The sequence below is a fragment of the Streptomyces sp. TS71-3 genome (assembly GCF_018327685.1).
GTDB lineage: Bacteria > Actinomycetota > Actinomycetes > Streptomycetales > Streptomycetaceae > Streptomyces.
This window is the reverse complement of the sequence record NZ_BNEL01000001.1, coordinates 451,309-466,918: the sequence shown is the minus strand read 5'-3', so window position 1 is coordinate 466,918 and position 15,610 is coordinate 451,309. Positions and strand designations below refer to the sequence as shown.

Here is a 15,610-nt window from a genome sequence, read left to right as displayed (position 1 = left end):
CCGGGTGGTGAAGAGGCCCCCGCAAGGTACGGGCGCCCGCCTGGCGCATCCCGGGCACCGTCCGGCCGCGGTCGCCGGCCCCGGACGCGGTGCGCGCCGTCAACCGCTCCCCGCCCCGCCGCCCAGCGCCCCCTCCCAGCGGCGGTACAACGTGTGTCCGACCCCCGCCGCGTCGAGCACCCGGCCGGCGACGAAGTCCACCAGGTCCTGGATGTGGGTGGCGCCCGCATAGAAGGCCGGTGAGGCGGGCACCACGCTCGCTCCCGCGTCGTCGAGGGCCACCAGGTGCCGCAGCGTCTGCCCGTTCAGCGGGCTCTCCCGGACCGCGACCGCCAGCGCCCGCCGCTCCTTCAGCGTCACGCTCGCCGCGCGTTGCAGCAGGTCCTTGGAGAGGCCGAGCGCGACCCCCGCCACGCACGCCGTCGACGCCGGCACGATCACCATGCCCTTCGTCCGGTACGAGCCGGAGGACGGGCCCGCCGCGAGGTCGCCCGCGGGCCAGTACCGCACGCGTGTCGTGTCCACGTCCTTGAAGGCGTCCGGCGTTCCGTCCGCGCCGCGGGCCAGCCATCGGCCCAGGTCGGACTGCCAGTGGGCGTCCCGGAACGCGATCCCGGTCTCGTCCAGCACGGTCAGCCGGGACGCCCGGGAGACGATCAGGTCGACACCTTCGCCGGCGGCGAGCAGCGCGCGCAGCACGGCGGCGGCGTACGGCGTGCCGGAGGCGCCGGAGACGCCCACGATCCAGGGCACACGCTCCGGCGCGCCCTCGCCCGTCCCCGGGTGACCGGGTGCGTTCTCGTGCTCCACGGCACCGAGCCTAGCGGCGCGGCGACCGGGTCCCGTTCCCAGGTCACCCTGCCGGCCCTCTCCCCCGGTCGCTCCGGCGCCCACGGGCGACCGGGGCTCGGACGGTCAGACGGTCAGCCCCCGTACCAGCAGGTCCAGCAGCGCGCACACGAAGAGGGCGATGCCGATGAAACCGTTGACGGTGAAGAACGCCCTGTTCAGGCGGGACAGGTCGTGCGGGCGGACGATCGAGTGCTCGTAGAGGAACGCTCCCGCGACCACCAGCAGGCCGAACCAGAAGAACGGGCCCGCGTGGGTCTCGACCGCGTACCACGCGAAGAGGCCCATCACCACGACGTGGCAGGCTCGGGCGCCGTGCAGCGCGGCCGGGATGCCGAAGCGGGCCGGCACCGACATCACGCCGTGCGCCCGGTCCGCCTGCACGTCCTGGCAGCCGAAGATCAGGTCGAAGCCGCCGATCCACACCCCGACCGCGAGGCCCAGCAGCACCGCCGGCCAGGACCACTCGCCGGTGACCGCGATCCAGGCGCCGATCGGGCCCATCGCCTGCGCCACGGCGAGGATGGCATGCGGGAAGTTCGTGAACCGCTTGCCGTACGGGTACACCACCATCGGCACCACGGCGATCGGCGCGAGCGCCAGGCAGAGCGGGTTCAGCAGCGCCGCCGCGCCCAGGAAGACGGCCACCGCGATCAGCGCGCCCGTCCACGCGGACCGCACGCTCACCGCGCCGGTGACCAGCTCGCGGCCCGCCGTGCGCGGGTTGCGGGCGTCGATCTCCCGGTCGATGATCCGGTTGCAGGCCATCGCGAACGTGCGCAGGCCCACCATGGCGACGGTCACCAGCAGCAGCCGGCCCCAGTGGACGTTCCGGTCCAGGCCGTACATCGCCGTCAGCGAGGCGATGTACGCGAACGGCAGCGCGAAGACCGAGTGCTCGATCATCACCAGGCGGAGGAACGCCCTGACCCTGCCGTGCGGCTGGGCCGGACCCGGCCCGCCGATGACTCCTTCGACGGTACTCAAAAGCCGTACTCCCTCCACCGGCGGTCGACGGTCGCCGCCGTATCAGGGTCGGACAGGATCATGTCCGGCCAGCCCCCGTCGCGCGTGTAGCCCTCCTCGGGCAGCTTCCGCGTGGCGTCGATGCCCGCCTTCCCGCCCCAGAACTGCTGGTACGAGGCGTGGTCCAGATGGTCGACGGGGCCCTCGACGATGCTCAGGTCGCGTCCGTAGTCGGTGTTGCCGAGGGCGCGCCAGGCGACCTCGTGCAGGTCGTGCACGTCGCAGTCCGCGTCGACGACCACGATCAGCTTCGTCAACGACATCATGTGCGCGCCCCACACGGCGTGCATGACCTTCTGCGCGTGCTTCGGGTACTTCTTGTCGATCGAGACGATGGCGCAGTTGTGGAAGCCGCCCGCCTCCGGCAGGTGGTAGTCCACGATGTCCGGCACGATGATCTTGAGGAGCGGCAGGAAGAACCTTTCCGTGGCGCGGCCGAGCGGGCCGTCCTCCGTCGGCGGGCGGCCCACCACGATGGACTGGAGCAGCGGCCGCTTGCGCATCGTGACGCAGTCGATGGTCAGCGCCGGGAACGGCTCCTTGGGGGTGTAGAAGCCGGTGTGGTCGCCGAACGGGCCCTCCGGGAGCATGGTGCCGGGCTCCAGCCAGCCCTCCAGGACCACCTCGGCCTGCGCGGGCACCTGCAACGGCACCGTCCGGCAGTCGACCATCTCGATCCGCCTGCCCTGCACGAAGCCCGCGAAGAGGTACTCGTCGATGTCGCCGGGCAGCGGCGCCGTCGCCGCGTAGGTCACGGCGGGCGGGCAGCCGAAGGCGATCGCCACGGGCAGCCGCTCGCCGCGCCGGGCGGCGACCTGGTAGTGGTTGCGGCTGTCCTTGTGGATCTGCCAGTGCATGCCGATGGTGCGCCGGTCGTGCCGCTGGAGCCGGTACAGGCCGAGGTTGCGGACGCCCGTCTGAGGGTCCTTGGTGTGCGTGAGGCCGAGGTTGAAGAACGAGCCGCCGTCCTTCGGCCAGGTGAACAGCGCGGGCAGCCGGTTCAGGTCGACGCCGTCTCCGTGCAGCTCCACCTCCTGGACGGGGGCGGAGCCCTGCTTCACCTTCTTCGGCGGCACGTGCGCCATCGCGCCGAGCTTGCCGAACGCCTCGCGCACGCCCGTGAATCCCTGCGGCAGTTCGGGCTTCAGGAGCCCGCCGATGCGGTCGCTGATGTCGGCGTAGGACTTCAGGCCGAGTGCCTTCAGCAGGCGGCGGTCCGTGCCGTAGACGTTCATCGCCAGGGGCATGTCGGAGCCCTTGACGTTCTCGAAGAGGAGGGCCGGGCCCTTGGCCTTCTGCACGCGGTCGACGATCTCCCCGACTTCGAGGTGGGGGTCGACCTCGGCCTTGATGCGCTTGAGGTCGCCCTCGCGCTCCAGGGCCCTCAGCAGCGAGCGAAGATCGTCGTATGCCATGGGGTCCAGTATCGCCGAGGGGGCGGCGCCCCCTGCGCCCGCCCCGCTCCGTGGCCCCGGCACTCCGGACTCGGGGCTGCGCCCCGGTGCCCCTCGGTGCGACCGGCTGAGGGTTCTCGGGATCTGGGTCTCAGCCCCGGTGCCCCTCAGTGCCCCGGCTGAGGGTTCTCGGGATCGAGAGCTGTGCCCCGGCCGACCCAGGGGCGCGGGGCTGTATCGATGTGCGGCTCCGCCGCGTGGGCGCGAGCAACCAGCCACCGGCCGGTGGTCCGGAAACGACAGCGACTGCCCCCTCGGGACGGTGACGACCTGACCGTCTCGTCGTGGCTGGTCGCGCAGTTCCCCGCGCCCCTGAGGTGGGCTCGACCTCGCCGTCGGGGCGCCCCCGAAAGGGGCGCGGGGAACTGCGCGAACAACCCTCACCGGCCGGTGGTCCGGAGACGGCAGAACCAGCCCCCTCGGGACGGTGACGACCTGACGGTCTCGTCGTGGCTGGTCGCGCAGTTCCCCGCGCCCCTTTCGGGGCACCGGGGCTGGGCCCCGAGTTCAGGCTGAGGGTCAGGGCTGCTCGGTGTCCGGGGTGCCGCCGGCCTCGCCGGCCCTGCGGCGCAGGTCCTCCTCGCGGCGCCGGAGATCCGCCTCCCAGTCCTTGAGGAGCGCCTCGTCCTTCTTGTTGTCGTTGCGGAGGGATGCGAGGAACTCGGGGTCGTCGTCAGGGGCCTGCCACTGCGTGCGGTGGTTCCTGTGCCACTCGGACGGTGTGGCGCCGGCCGCCCGCAGGGGCCCGCGCTGCTTGCCCGCGATCAGCCAAGCGATCGGGCCCACCAGCACCTCGCCGAAGAGCAGCACGATGAGGACCCACGCCACCTTCGGGAGGTACCTGACCTCTTCCTCGGGAGTGGTCAGGCAGTCGATGAAGGCGTAGATCCACAGTGCGAGCACCAGCAGATAGGGCACATACCTGAGCATCTCGGTCCGCTCCCCCCGGAAGGCGTGGGGCCCGTCGGGCCCGTGTGGAGCCCACAGGGTAGCGGGCCCCAACGGTGGCCGACGGGCCGGATACGGCGTGCCGGGCGCCTGCCCGCGTGCCGCCGGACGCGCGGGTACCGTCAGACGCGCATGCCGTCCATGCCGTCACACGCGCGTACCGTCAGACCCCCGCGTACGAGTGCTTGCCGGAGACGAAGATGTTGACGCCGTAGTAGTTGAAGAGCCAGCAGCCGAAGGCGACCAGGGCCAGGATGGCGGCCTTGCGGCCCTTCCAGCCGGCCGTGGCGCGGGCGTGCAGGTAGCCGGCGTAGGCGACCCAGGTGATGAACGACCAGGTCTCCTTCGGGTCCCACTCCCAGTAGTGGCCCCACGCGTCGCCGGCCCAGATGGCGCCCGCGATGATCGTGAACGTCCACAGCGGGAAGACCGCCGCGTTCACCCGGTAGGAGAGCTTGTCGAGCGAGGACGCCGCGGGCAGCCGCTCCAGCACGGACGTGGCGAACGCGCCGGGCTGCCCGCCCGCCGCGAGCTTCGCCTCGTAGCTGTCCCGGAAGAGGTACAGCAGCGTGGCGACCGCGCCCACGTAGAAGCAGGCGCCGCAGAAGATGGCGGTGGAGACGTGGATCCACAGCCAGTACGAGTGCAGGGCCGGCACGAGCTGGTCGCTGGCCGTGTAGAGGACGGTGACGGCGAGGCCGAGGTCGAGCAGGACCGTGAGGACCAGCGGCAGGCCGATCCAGCGGACGTTCTTCTTCAGCGCCAGCAGAGCGAGGTAGACGGCGACGGCCACCGTGGAGAACGTGATGTTGAACTCGTACATGTTGCCCCACGGCGCCCGCTGCACGGACAGCGCGCGCGTGAGGACGCCGCCCGCCTCCACCAGGAAGGCGAGCACCGTGAAGGAGATGGCCATCCGGCCGTACATGTCGCCCTGGGCGTCGCCGCCGTGGGCGCCGGGGCCGTCGGGAACGTTGCGGCGGCCGGCCGCGGTGCGGGTCACCACCTCGGGGCGCTCCAGCACGGCGGTTCCGCCGCTCTGCTGCCTGACCTGCACCCCCGGGCCCGCGGTGGCCGCGGCACCGTTCGCCGCGGAGGAGGCGGAGGACGCGGTGAGCGCGGCGGCCGTGCGGCCCACCTTGCTGCGGCTGCCGAGCAGCCACTCGCCCGTGTGGGCGAAGAAGGCCAGCAGGTAGACGGCGATGGCGGAGTAGATCAGCACATTGCTGATGTGCGCCAGGTTCTCGTTGGTGGTGGCGGCGAGCTGGTTCACTTCGTGGCCCCTTCGGCGGATGCGACGTGGGGATGAGGTTCGGGGGTGGATGTCCCCGCGGCGTCGGGGCCGCTCGGGGCCGCGCCGGCGGCGCCGGACGCGGAGTTTGGCCCGGTGGTGTCCGGGGTGTCGGGGGTGTCCGGGGGCACGTCGTCGTGGCGGACGCTCGGGGCGCGGTCGTGGACGAGCGCGGCCAGGTCGCCCAGCTCCTGCGGGAGCCGGGCGGACTCGCTGCGTCCGAGGCCCGCCATCTCCACCACCGTGCGGCCGTCGGGGCCGGCGGTGGCGCGCACCCAGACCCTGCGCCGCTGGATGAAGAGCGACCCGGCGAGGCCCCCGATGGCGGCGATGGCACCGCCGAGCGCCCAGCCGCTGCCGGGCTGGTGGGTGATCTGGAAGCTGGCCCACTGCTGGAGGTTCCGGTCGAACGTGATCGACCCCTCGCCGTTCGGCAGCTTCATGGTCTGCCCCGGCTTCAGCCGCTGCTTCAGCAGGGCGCCCTTGGCGTCCTCGAACTTCTTCAGGTGGGCGGTGTCGAGCTGGTAGACGTTCTGCGGCACGCCGGAGTCCACGCCGAGGTCGCCGTGGTAGGCGGAGAGCGCCAGCACCGGGTTGTCCGCGGAGGGGAACGTCGAGAACATCTGGCCCTTGCCCGCGCCCGCGAAGGACGGCACGAAGAAGGCGTTGAAGCCGAGCTGCTCCCGCTTGCCCGCGGCGTTGCGGTAGCCGTCGAGCACCTTGATCGCGCCGGACGACGTCTCGTTGGAGTCGATCGGCAGCAGCGGCACCGAGTCGTGGTAGACGACCTTGCCCCGCCCGTCCCGGACGGTGACCGTCGGGGCGAAGCCGTGGTTGATGAGGTAGACCTTCGATCCGGAGATCTTCAACGGCTCGTTGACCTGGATCGTCGTCTTCTTCGGGGCCCCGTCGACGCCGTCGCTGTAGGTGATGTACGCCTTGTACGTGCGGGGGGTGCCGCGGTTCGGGCCCGAGCGCTCGTAGGTGCCGACGAACTTCTGGAGGGTGAAGCTGAACGGGGGCAGGTCACCCGGGTCGAAGAGGTTGCCGGAGCTGAAGTCGTCGTACTGCGTGAGCGTGTTGGCGAAGCCGTCGCCCTCCACGATCAGCTTGCTGCCCTCGGACTTGAAGAGCTGCCCGGAGGCGAAGGCCACCAGCATGACGACCAGGGCGATGTGGAAGATCAGGTTGCCGGTCTCGCGGAGGTAGCCCTTCTCGGCGGCGACCGCGCCGTTCACGGTGTGCGTCCGGAAGCGGCGGCGCCGCAGCACGTCGTACGCGATCTCCCGCACCTCGTCGGGCCCGGCGGCGGTGCGCCACGTGCTGTACACGGGCAGCCGGTCGAGCTTCCTGGGCGCGCCCGGCGGACGTCCGCGGAGCTGGCCCACGAACTGCCAGGTGCGCGGCACGATGCAGCCGATGAGCGAGATGAACAGCAGTATGTAGATCGCCGAGAACCACACCGAGCTGTAGACGTGGAAGAGCCCGAGCTTGTCGTAGACGGGCGCGAGCGTGGTGTGGGCGGTCCTGAACTCCTGGACCTTCAGGTCGTTGCTGTTCTGCGGGATCAGCGAGCCGGGGATGGCGGCGAGGGAGAGCAGCAGGAGGAGGAGCAGCGCGACGCGCATGGAGGTGAGCTGGCGCCAGAACCACCGGGCCCAGCCGATCACGCCCATGGACGGCAGGTTCGCCAGGGTCTCCTCGCGGGGCGCGGTGGAGAGCTGGGAGCCGGCGGCGCCGTACTCCCTGTCGTCGGAGGCGCCGGAGCCGTCGGCCTGCGGTGAGCCGGCGGTCCGCGGTGAGTCCTCGGCCTGCGGCGGGTCTTCGGCCTGCGGCGCGCCCACGCCGTCCCTGTCGTTCGTGGTGTGCGTCGTGGACTTGCTCATGGTTCAGATCCCCACCGTGAAGCCGTCGGACCAGACCTGCATCTCCTGCACGATGCCGTCCCACGCGCCGGTCAGCAGCAGCAGGCCGGTCGCGATCATCATTCCGCCGCCGATGCGCATCACCCACGCATAGTGGCGCTTGACCCAGCCGAAGGCGCCCAGCGCCTTGCGGAAGGCGACCGCCGCGACGACGAAGGGCACGCCGAGGCCGAGGCAGTACGCGATCGTCAGTATGGCCCCGCGCCCCGCGCTCGCCTGATCCAGGGCCAGCAGGTTGACGGAGGTGAGGGTCGGGCCGAGGCAGGGCGTCCAGCCGACGGCGAAGAGCGCGCCGAGCACGGGGGCGCCCGCGAGCCCCGTCATCGGCCGGGTGTGGAAGCGGAACTCGCGCTGGGTGAGCCAGGGCATCAGGCCCATGAAGAAGGCGCCCATGAGGATCATCAGCACCCCGAGCACCTTGGACGAGACGCCCTGGTAGCCCCGCAGCGTGGTGCCGAAGTACCCGAAGAGGGCACCGCCCGAGACGAAGACGGCCGTGAAGCCCAGCACGAAGAGCCCCGCGCCCGCCGCCATCCGCCCCCGCCGCGCCTGCACCAGGTCGGTGCCGCTGACGCCGGTGACGTACGAGAGGTAGCCGGGCACCAGAGGGAGCACGCAGGGCGAGAAGAACGACACCAGCCCGCCGAGCACCGCGATGGGAACGGCGAGCAGCAGGGCCCCGCTGTAGACGGTCTGGTTCACGCGCCCGCTCCGTTCGCGGCGCGGGGGCGGGGGCGGGGCGCCCGGTGGGGGCCGGAGGTCTGCGTGCGCACGGGGATCAGTGCTCCGCGATCAAGGGGTCGAGCATCTTGTGCAGGTCGTCCACGGTCATCGCCTTCAGCGAGCGGGCGGCGACCCTGCCCTGCCGGTCGAGGACGACGGTGGAGGGGATGTACTGCGGGTTGAGCGTGCCCTTGGGGAAGCGCAGTATCAGCTTGCCCGTGGGGTCGTACAGGCTCGGGTAGGGGATGTCGTGGTCCTGCTCGAACGCCTGGGCCGGGCCCTTGCTGTGGTCCCGGGTGTTGATCCCGACGAACTGCACGCCCTTGGACTCGGTCTCCTTGGCGACCTTGGCGAAGTTGGGCGCCTCGGCGCGGCAGGGCGGGCACCAGGAGCCCCAGACGTTGAGGACGACGATCTTGCCCTTGAACGAGGAGACGTCCAGCTGCTTGCCGTCGACTGTCTCCCCGGAGAGCTTCGGCCCGGCCTGGCGGCTGGCGGCCTTGACGGTGGCGACCCCGCCGGCGGAGGTGACGAACCCGGTCTGCCCGGAGCCGCCGCTGACCCCGCCGGAGCCGCATCCGGCGAGCACGGTGGCCGCGGCGGCGGTGAGCAGGGCGATGCGGGTCCCACGGTTGCCGCGTGGGGTCCGGTGCCCGCGGCGGCCGCGGGGTCCCGATGCGAGGGGGTGCAGGAGGCTACGGGCGGCACTCATGTGAAAAGTTTCGCATGCCCCTTTAGGGGATCTTCCGCACCCCCCTTCCTACGGAAAGCGCCCTTTCAGGGCTGCACCCCGGTTCCCTCAAGGGGCGCGGGGAACTGCGCGACCAGCCATCCACCGGCCGGTGGTCCGGAAACGACAGAACCGGCCCGCTCGGGACGGTGACGACCTGACGTCCCCCACTGCCTGAAGGGCGTGGCAGGTGCCCCCAGTCGTGGCTGGTCGCGCCGTTCCCCGCGCCCCTTTCAGGGGCGCTACGCGCCGTACGCCTTGTCCTTGCCCTTCACCGGTCGCGCCCCCGCTCGCAGGTGCGAAGGAACCAGGTCGATCGCCGGCTCCGTATAGCCGACCGTCACGAGGCGGTCGCCGTGGAACGTGAACGTCGTCAGCGACGCCAGCGTGCACTGCCGCTTGCGCGGATCGTGCCAGAGCCTGCGCCGCTCGACGAAGCTCCGCAGCACCCAGATCGGCAGCTGGTGGCTGACGCACACCGCCTCGTGCCCGCGCGCCGCGTCCCGTGCGGTCTCCAGCGCCTCGAACATCCGCGCGGCCTGCTCGGCGTACGGCTCGCCCCAGGACGGCTTGAACGGGTTGACCAGGTGCTTCCAGTTCGCCGGCCTGCGCAGCGCGCCGTCGCCGACGCCGAAGGTCTTGCCCTGGAAGATGTTGTCCGCCTCGATCAGCCGCTCGTCGGTGGCGACGTCCAGGCCGTGCGCCTTCGCGATCGGCGCCGCCGTCTCCTGCGCGCGCTCCAGCGGCGAGGCCACGACATGGGTGACGTCGCGGGGCGCGAGGTGGGTGGCGACGCGGTCGGCCATCTGCCGGCCCAGCTCGGAGAGGTGGTAGCCGGCCAGGCGCCCGTAGAGCAGCCCGTCGGGGTTGTGCACCTCGCCGTGCCGCAGCACGTGGACGACGGTGCGCTCCCCGGCGCCGTCCGCCTCGTCGTCGACGATGTGCACCGTGGTGTCCGTGCCTGCCGTTGGCTCGCTCATGCCGTCGCCTCCGCGGCGGCGCGGGCGGCGGCGGGCAGTGCCGTCGCGATCCGCTCGACGGCCCGCTCGTCGTGGGCGGTCGAGACGAACCAGCACTCGAACGCGGACGGCGGAAGGTAGACGCCCTGGGAGAGCATCGTGTGGAAGAAGGCCGCGTAGCGGAAGGACTCCTGCGCCTTGGCGTCGTCGTAGTCCAGGACCTCGTCCGCGGTGAAGAACACGGAGAACATGTTTCCGGCGTTCTGCACGCGGTGCGCGACGCCCTCCTTGGAGAGCGCCTCGCCCACCAGGCCGCGCAGCTCGCCGGAGACCCGGTCGAGGGTGGCGTAGGCGGCGTCGTCCAGCAGCCTGAGCTGGGCGAGGCCCGCGGCGGTGGCCACCGGGTTACCGGAGAGGGTGCCCGCCTGGTAGACGGGCCCGGCGGGCGCGAGGCGGGCCATCACGTCGGCGCGTCCGCCGAACGCGGCGGTCGGGAAGCCGCCGCCCATCACCTTGCCGAACGTCATCAGGTCCGGCCGCACGCCGTCCAGGCCGTACCAGCCGGCCTTCGAGGTACGGAAGCCGGTCATGACCTCGTCGGAGACGTACAGCGCACCGTGCTCGGCGCAGAGCTGCTTCAGACCGGCGTTGAACCCGTCCCGCGGCGGCACGCAGCCCATGTTGCCGGGCGAGGCCTCGGTGATCACGCAGGCGATCTCGCCGGGGTGCGCCGCGAAGGCGGCACGGACCGAGTCCAGATCGTTGTACGGCAGCACGAGGGTCTCGGCGGCCTGGGCGCCGGTGACGCCCGGGGTGTCCGGCAGGGCGAAGGTCGCGACCCCGGAGCCGGCCGCGGCGAGCAGCGCGTCGACGTGCCCGTGGTAGCACCCGGCGAACTTGATCACCTTGCTGCGGCCGGTGAACCCGCGCGCCAGCCGGATCGCCGACATCGTCGCCTCGGTGCCGGACGAGACCAGGCGCACCTGCTCGACGGGCTCCACCCGGGCCACGATCTCCTCGGCGAGCGTCACCTCTCCCTCGCTGGGCGTGCCGAAGGACGTACCGCGCCGGGCGGCCTCCAGCACGGCGTCCAGCACCTCGGGGTGGGAGTGGCCGAGGATCATGGGTCCCCACGAGCACACGAGGTCCACATACTCGCGGCCATCGGCATCGGTCAGGTACGGTCCCGTACCGGACACCATGAACCTGGGCGTTCCTCCCACGGCGCCGAACGCACGCACGGGGGAGTTCACACCGCCGGGTGTCACGAGGGCCGCGCGGTCGAAGAGGTTCTGCGAAACTGGGGCGCTGTACGGATAGGTCACAAGACCATGGTGTCAGAGCCCTCCCCCTGTCCCGTGGACAGGTGCGCTGCCGCACGTTTCACGGAGCGGGTGGTGGGGAGGTCAATGTCACGATGATCGGTGGGGGTACCTCGCGGGTTCGCGGGCACGGTGGGCGCGGCGGCGGCCCCGCGTCCTGAGAAGATTTCAGTCGGGTGGAGATATGCAGCGCGGTGGCGGACTGGGCGAAGGGACCGATGACCTGGGTCCCCGGCGCCGGCTCCCCTCTGCCGACGGCCAGGGCCGCGGCAGGCACCGGCGGGAGCACCAGCGCTCCGAGGGCGAGATGACGGATAATGCCCCTGCGGCGTCCGCCGACCGGACGCGCGGCGAGGCAGAGTGGGTGCGGGCAGGGAGCGGGAGTGGCCGGGTGGGGGTGACCTACAAGTACTTCGGCGCCCCCGACGGCGCGACGGCCGCACGTGTGCCCATTTCCATGCGCCCGGAGGAGCTCGGCGGCGACGAGCTCGGCATGGGTGGCATGTTCACGAAGATCAAGCCGGAGACGATGGCCGCGATGGTCCTCACCGGTATCCAGGGCATACCCCTGCACAAGGTCCCGCCGCTGGAGCTGGTCGTTCTGCACCCCGACTACGCGGTGGTCAAGCTCCCCACGACGGTGGTGGATCCGCTGCGCGGCATCGGCGAGGAAGCGGTCGGGGCGGCGGCGTTCATCTGGTCCACGGTGCCGGATCGGGGCGGGCCGCGGGATGCGTTCAACGTCTACCAACTTCTGCATGAATGGCAGGATTTCAGCCACCGGCTGCATGAGGCCGGGCATCACCCGTACTGCCTGGTCTGGCCGTAGGGCGTTGCGCCAGGGCGCGCGGCTGATCCGGTCGGCGCGGTGCGGTGCCGTCGACCTGACGGCTGCTCATCGACCATCGCGCCCAACGGCGCGCATGGCGCCTGACGGCGCCTGTCACCCGCTCCTGCCTCACGGGCCGGTGGCCCGGATACGGCAGCGACTGCCCCCTCGGGCCGGTGGCGACCTGGCTTCCCCCACTGCCTGAAGGGCGTGGGAGGTGCCCCCCCAGTCGTGGGCTGGTCGCGCAGTTCCCCGCGCCCCTTAAACGCGGGACTTCGCCCCGATAACGAGAACCCGGAAGCCGCACGGACCGATAAACGGCCCTGATACGGCCCTGATAAGGGGCGCGGGGAACTGCGCGACCAGCCGCCACCGGCCGATGGACAGACACGAGACAGCAAGCACCACCGCCTGATCAGGGGCGCGGGGAACTGCGCAAAAAGCCACCACCGACCGATCGCCGAACACGAGACAGCAAGCACCACCACCCGATCAGGGGCGCGGGGAACTGCGCAAAAAGCCACCACCGACCGATCGCCGAACACGAGACAGCAAGCACCACCACCCGATCAGGGGCGCGGGGAACTGCGCAAAAAGCCACCACCGACCGATCGCCGAACACGAGACAGCAAGCACCACCACCCGATCAGGGGCGCGGGGAACTGCGCAAAAAGCCCCGCCGGCCGGTGAACGAGCAAGGAACCGCACCTCGCCCGGTCCGATGGCCCGCCGCAGGCGCATGCCGGCTGCTCACACGGCCCACCGCACCCCGGCAGCGGCACCCCCACCGTCAGGTGGCCCCGTCAGGTGCCCCGCGGCGCCCACAAAGGATCCCGCCCCGTCTCGGCGAGGAGACGTGAGAACCCGTCACCCCCGGCCCCGCCGTCAGGCAACCGCACGGGCGCCGCGAAGAGCCCCATCCGCCGGGCGACCGGCCCCATCTGAGTCACCGACTCGTCGAGCACCCGCAGCACCGGCACCTCGGCCGCGCCGATCCGGTACTCCTGCCCGGTGGCCCGCGCCAGATCCCAGACGTGCACGGTCAGGTCGAGCAGCGCCATGCAGCCGACCGTCCTGGCCGGCATGTCCATCGTCCCGGTGGTGCCCTCCTCCGCACCCGGCTCGCTCCACGCCGCCACCAGCCGCTCCGTCGCCGCGGCGAACCGTTCGCGCCAGTCGTCGCCCTCGGCCACGTAGTCCGGGACGAGGTCGAAGTCGGCGTTCTGCTTCTCTGCGAGGCCCCGGAACTGGACCACCACGTGGAAGAGGTGGTTCAGCAGGGCCCGCACGTCGTAGTCGCTGCACGGCGTGGGCGCCGTGAGCAGGTCGCCCGGGATCGCCCGGACCACCGGGACGGCGCGCCGCGCGGCCAGGTCGAGCAGCTCGCCGACCGGCGGCGCCGACCCGTTCCCGGCCGTCCTGCCGGCCGTGCTCCCGCCCGCGCCGGAGGGCGCCGTATCGCCTGCGTGAGGGTGCATGTCGTTCATGTCCCGACCGTAGGACGGCCGCCGCCCGCAGGCTTGAACAAACGCGACGAGGCCGGCATACGATCCCGGTATGGCAGCGCCAGGCCGGGGCACCGCGCCGGGACGCGGCGGGCCCGCACCCGGACGCCCCGGCCCCGGGCCTCTTCTCCCGGGTGGACTTCCGCCGCCGCACCGCCGCCCCGACGGCGTACGCACGGCGGTGAACCGGCGGCCCCAGGGGCGCACCCCCGCCCCTCCGCAGGTTCGCGCCCCCGCTCGGACGCCCGGTCCCCCCGCCGTGCCAAGCTGCGGACATGCTCGTCGCCCGCTCCATCGCCCTCTTCGTCGTCGCCGCCCTCTGCGAGATCGGCGGCGCGTGGCTGGTCTGGCAGGGCGTACGCGAGCACCGGGGCCTGCTGTGGGTGGGGGCCGGGGTGCTGGCGCTCGGGGCCTACGGGTTCGTGGCCACGCTCCAGCCCGACGCCCACTTCGGCCGGATCCTGGCGGCCTACGGCGGGGTGTTCGTGGCGGGCTCGCTCGCGTGGGCCGCGGTGGCCGACGGGTACCGGCCCGACCGCTGGGACGTCACCGGTGCCGCGATCTGCCTCGCCGGGATGGCGATCATCATGTACATGCCTCGGGGCCGCTGACCGGGCACCCGGGCACCACCCCCGGTGCCGTGGACTTCGCCCTGATTATCCTTGGCCACGGGCGGGCGGCCGGCGCCCGCACGACGCCAAGGAGCACCTCGCATGACCGCCGCGCACGACGCGCCAGCCTCCGACGCCCGTACCGCCGTCGTCACCGGCGCCAGCAGCGGCATCGGCGCCGCCACCGCACGGCGGCTCGCCGCCGCCGGGTTCCACGTGGTGCTCACCGCGCGCCGCAAGGACCGCATCGAGGCGCTCGCGGGCGAGCTGACCGCCGCCGGGCACCGCGCCACCGCCCAGGTGCTCGACGTCACCGACCGCGCCGCCGTGGACGACTTCGCCCGCGGCCTCGGGAGCTGCGCGGTGCTGGTCAACAACGCCGGCGGAGCGCTGGGCGCCGACCCCGTCGCCACCGGTGACCCCGAGGACTGGCGCCGGATGTACGAGTCCAACGTCCTCGGCACCCTGCACGTCACGCAGGCCCTGCTGCCCGCGCTGACCGCGAGCGGCGACGGCACGGTGGTCGTGCTGTCCTCCACCGCGGGCCACGCCACCTACGAGGGCGGCGCGGGCTACGTGGCCGCCAAGCACGGCCAGCACGTGCTCGCCGAGACCCTGCGCCTGGAGATCGTCGGCACCCCGGTCCGGGTCATCGAGGTGGCGCCGGGCATGGTCAAGACCGACGAGTTCGCCACCACGCGGTTCCGCGGGGACACCGCGAAGGCGGCGAAGGTGTACGAGGGCGTGGCGCGGCCGCTCACCGCCGACGACGTCGCCGAGACCATCGAGTGGGCCGTCACCCGCCCCAGCCATGTGAACGTCGATCTGCTGGTGCTGCGCCCCCGCGCGCAGGCCTCCAACACGAAGGTGCACCGAGAACTGTGAAACCGTCCGACGCCGCACCCCACGCCGAGGGCCCCGACGCGCCCGCCCCGGCCGCGCAGCCCGGCGACGGCACCCCCGACCCCGCCGACCTCGCGGCGGACGCCGCGTACGCGCACGAGGAGGCGATACGCCGCGCCGACGCCGCCCTGCGGACGTACACGCTCTCCGAGGACGGGTGGCGGACCGGGCCCAGCGCGACGTTGCAGCGGATGCTCGCGGATCTTCTGCACTGGTGCGACGACACGCAGCGGGACTTCGGGACGGTGCTCGCCCGTGCGCGTGATCTGCACGCCACGGAGCGCGGCACCGATGCCTGACGCCACCCCGGCCCCCTCCCCCGGCGACCCCGAGCCGGGGCCGTCCGGCACACCCGGTCCGGCCGTGACCCCCGCCGGCAAGCGGGACAGCGAGGACCGGACCACCGAGCGCCAGATGTGGTGGAACCTCGCCTACTTCCTCTTCGGCATCCACCTGGTCGCCCTGATCATGATCTACGCCGTCCGCCACCACGGGTAAGCGCCCGTTCGGGGCGCGGGAAGCCGACATCGCGTGG

At 72.2% G+C, this 15,610-nt stretch carries 16 protein-coding genes; 5 read left to right on the top strand and 11 right to left on the bottom strand.

Annotation, left to right across the window (positions count from 1 at the left end; all coding sequences use genetic code 11):
* Nucleotides 1–99: 99 nt before the first annotated feature.
* The 10 genes from Sm713_RS02040 to hemL all read right to left on the bottom strand — a co-directional run bounded on the left by Sm713_RS02040 (nt 100) and on the right by hemL (nt 11,230).
* Nucleotides 100–753, bottom strand: coding sequence for a UbiX family flavin prenyltransferase (locus Sm713_RS02040; RefSeq protein WP_212911711.1), 654 nt, complete (start codon nt 751–753; stop codon nt 100–102).
* A 162-nt stretch (nt 754–915) separates the two neighbouring features.
* On the bottom strand, nt 916–1,836 hold the full coding sequence (gene mqnP / locus Sm713_RS02035) for a menaquinone biosynthesis prenyltransferase MqnP (protein WP_212907990.1): 921 nt from the start codon (nt 1,834–1,836) through the stop codon (nt 916–918).
* A complete protein-coding gene (locus Sm713_RS02030; RefSeq protein WP_212907989.1) occupies nt 1,833–3,290 on the bottom strand; it encodes a menaquinone biosynthesis decarboxylase in 1,458 nt (485 codons plus the stop codon). Before Sm713_RS02030 ends, mqnP begins: the two co-directional genes overlap by 4 nt.
* Before the next feature lie 558 nt (nt 3,291–3,848).
* Nucleotides 3,849–4,259: a PLD nuclease N-terminal domain-containing protein gene (locus Sm713_RS02025; protein WP_212907988.1), complete on the bottom strand. Its 411-nt coding sequence runs from the start codon at nt 4,257–4,259 to the stop codon at nt 3,849–3,851.
* 181 nt (nt 4,260–4,440) lie between these two features.
* A complete protein-coding gene (ccsB, locus tag Sm713_RS02020) occupies nt 4,441–5,550 on the bottom strand; it encodes a c-type cytochrome biogenesis protein CcsB (protein ID WP_212907987.1) in 1,110 nt (369 codons plus the stop codon).
* Nucleotides 5,547–7,454: a cytochrome c biogenesis protein ResB gene (locus tag Sm713_RS02015; RefSeq protein WP_212907986.1), complete on the bottom strand. Its 1,908-nt coding sequence runs from the start codon at nt 7,452–7,454 to the stop codon at nt 5,547–5,549. Before Sm713_RS02015 ends, ccsB begins: the two co-directional genes overlap by 4 nt.
* A 3-nt stretch (nt 7,455–7,457) precedes the next feature.
* On the bottom strand, nt 7,458–8,195 hold the full coding sequence (locus Sm713_RS02010) for a cytochrome c biogenesis CcdA family protein (RefSeq protein ID WP_212907985.1): 738 nt from the start codon (nt 8,193–8,195) through the stop codon (nt 7,458–7,460).
* Between the two features lie 76 nt (nt 8,196–8,271).
* Nucleotides 8,272–8,928: a TlpA disulfide reductase family protein gene (locus Sm713_RS02005; protein WP_212907984.1), complete on the bottom strand. Its 657-nt coding sequence runs from the start codon at nt 8,926–8,928 to the stop codon at nt 8,272–8,274.
* A gap of 260 nt (nt 8,929–9,188) precedes the next feature.
* The gene (locus Sm713_RS02000) at nt 9,189–9,926 is read right to left on the bottom strand and encodes a histidine phosphatase family protein (RefSeq protein ID WP_212907983.1); all 738 of its coding nucleotides are present in this window, start codon (nt 9,924–9,926) and stop codon (nt 9,189–9,191) included.
* Nucleotides 9,923–11,230 carry a glutamate-1-semialdehyde 2,1-aminomutase gene (gene hemL, locus Sm713_RS01995; protein ID WP_212907982.1) on the bottom strand — a complete coding sequence of 436 codons (1,308 nt, stop codon included), beginning with the start codon at nt 11,228–11,230 and terminating at the stop codon, nt 9,923–9,925. The genes Sm713_RS02000 and hemL overlap by 4 nt, the downstream gene beginning before the upstream one ends.
* 181 nt (nt 11,231–11,411) lie before the next feature.
* Here hemL and Sm713_RS01990 point away from each other — a divergent pair, with 181 nt between their 5' ends.
* Nucleotides 11,412–12,056: a hypothetical protein gene (locus Sm713_RS01990; protein ID WP_212907981.1), complete on the top strand. Its 645-nt coding sequence runs from the start codon at nt 11,412–11,414 to the stop codon at nt 12,054–12,056.
* Nucleotides 12,057–12,859: 803 nt separating this feature from the next.
* Here Sm713_RS01990 and Sm713_RS01985 read toward each other — a convergent pair.
* The gene (locus tag Sm713_RS01985; RefSeq protein ID WP_249416035.1) at nt 12,860–13,543 is read right to left on the bottom strand and encodes a TIGR03086 family metal-binding protein; all 684 of its coding nucleotides are present in this window, start codon (nt 13,541–13,543) and stop codon (nt 12,860–12,862) included.
* A 293-nt stretch (nt 13,544–13,836) separates the two neighbouring features.
* On the opposite strand from Sm713_RS01985, the gene Sm713_RS01980 reads away from it, so the two are divergent.
* From Sm713_RS01980 to Sm713_RS01965, 4 genes are all read left to right on the top strand, one after another.
* Nucleotides 13,837–14,172 carry a YnfA family protein gene (locus Sm713_RS01980; RefSeq protein WP_212907980.1) on the top strand — a complete coding sequence of 112 codons (336 nt, stop codon included), beginning with the start codon at nt 13,837–13,839 and terminating at the stop codon, nt 14,170–14,172.
* A 102-nt stretch (nt 14,173–14,274) separates the two neighbouring features.
* Complete coding sequence (locus Sm713_RS01975; protein ID WP_212907979.1) at nt 14,275–15,057, top strand: SDR family NAD(P)-dependent oxidoreductase; 783 nt, start codon at nt 14,275–14,277, stop codon at nt 15,055–15,057.
* Complete coding sequence (locus Sm713_RS40040; protein WP_249416034.1) at nt 15,054–15,374, top strand: hypothetical protein; 321 nt, start codon at nt 15,054–15,056, stop codon at nt 15,372–15,374. The genes Sm713_RS01975 and Sm713_RS40040 overlap by 4 nt, the downstream gene beginning before the upstream one ends.
* A complete protein-coding gene (locus tag Sm713_RS01965) occupies nt 15,367–15,573 on the top strand; it encodes a hypothetical protein (protein WP_212907978.1) in 207 nt (68 codons plus the stop codon). The genes Sm713_RS40040 and Sm713_RS01965 overlap by 8 nt, the downstream gene beginning before the upstream one ends.
* The last annotated feature ends 37 nt before the right edge of the window (nt 15,574–15,610 follow it).

What these genes read in the sequence shown, in the direction of transcription:
- Sm713_RS01975 (WP_212907979.1), top strand. Translation starts at nt 14,275, where the DNA reads ATGACCGCCGCGCACGACGCGCCAGCCTCCGACGCCCGTACCGCCGTC.
- Sm713_RS01965 (WP_212907978.1), top strand. Translation starts at nt 15,367, where the DNA reads ATGCCTGACGCCACCCCGGCCCCCTCCCCCGGCGACCCCGAGCCGGGG.
- Sm713_RS02005 (WP_212907984.1), bottom strand. Translation starts at nt 8,928, where the DNA reads ATGAGTGCCGCCCGTAGCCTCCTGCACCCCCTCGCATCGGGACCCCGC.
- Sm713_RS01985 (WP_249416035.1), bottom strand. Translation starts at nt 13,543, where the DNA reads ATGAACGACATGCACCCTCACGCAGGCGATACGGCGCCCTCCGGCGCG.
- Sm713_RS02000 (WP_212907983.1), bottom strand. Translation starts at nt 9,926, where the DNA reads ATGAGCGAGCCAACGGCAGGCACGGACACCACGGTGCACATCGTCGAC.
- Sm713_RS02030 (WP_212907989.1), bottom strand. Translation starts at nt 3,290, where the DNA reads ATGGCATACGACGATCTTCGCTCGCTGCTGAGGGCCCTGGAGCGCGAG.
- Sm713_RS01990 (WP_212907981.1), top strand. Translation starts at nt 11,412, where the DNA reads ATGCAGCGCGGTGGCGGACTGGGCGAAGGGACCGATGACCTGGGTCCC.
- Sm713_RS02025 (WP_212907988.1), bottom strand. Translation starts at nt 4,259, where the DNA reads ATGCTCAGGTATGTGCCCTATCTGCTGGTGCTCGCACTGTGGATCTAC.
- Sm713_RS01980 (WP_212907980.1), top strand. Translation starts at nt 13,837, where the DNA reads ATGCTCGTCGCCCGCTCCATCGCCCTCTTCGTCGTCGCCGCCCTCTGC.
- Sm713_RS02015 (WP_212907986.1), bottom strand. Translation starts at nt 7,454, where the DNA reads ATGAGCAAGTCCACGACGCACACCACGAACGACAGGGACGGCGTGGGC.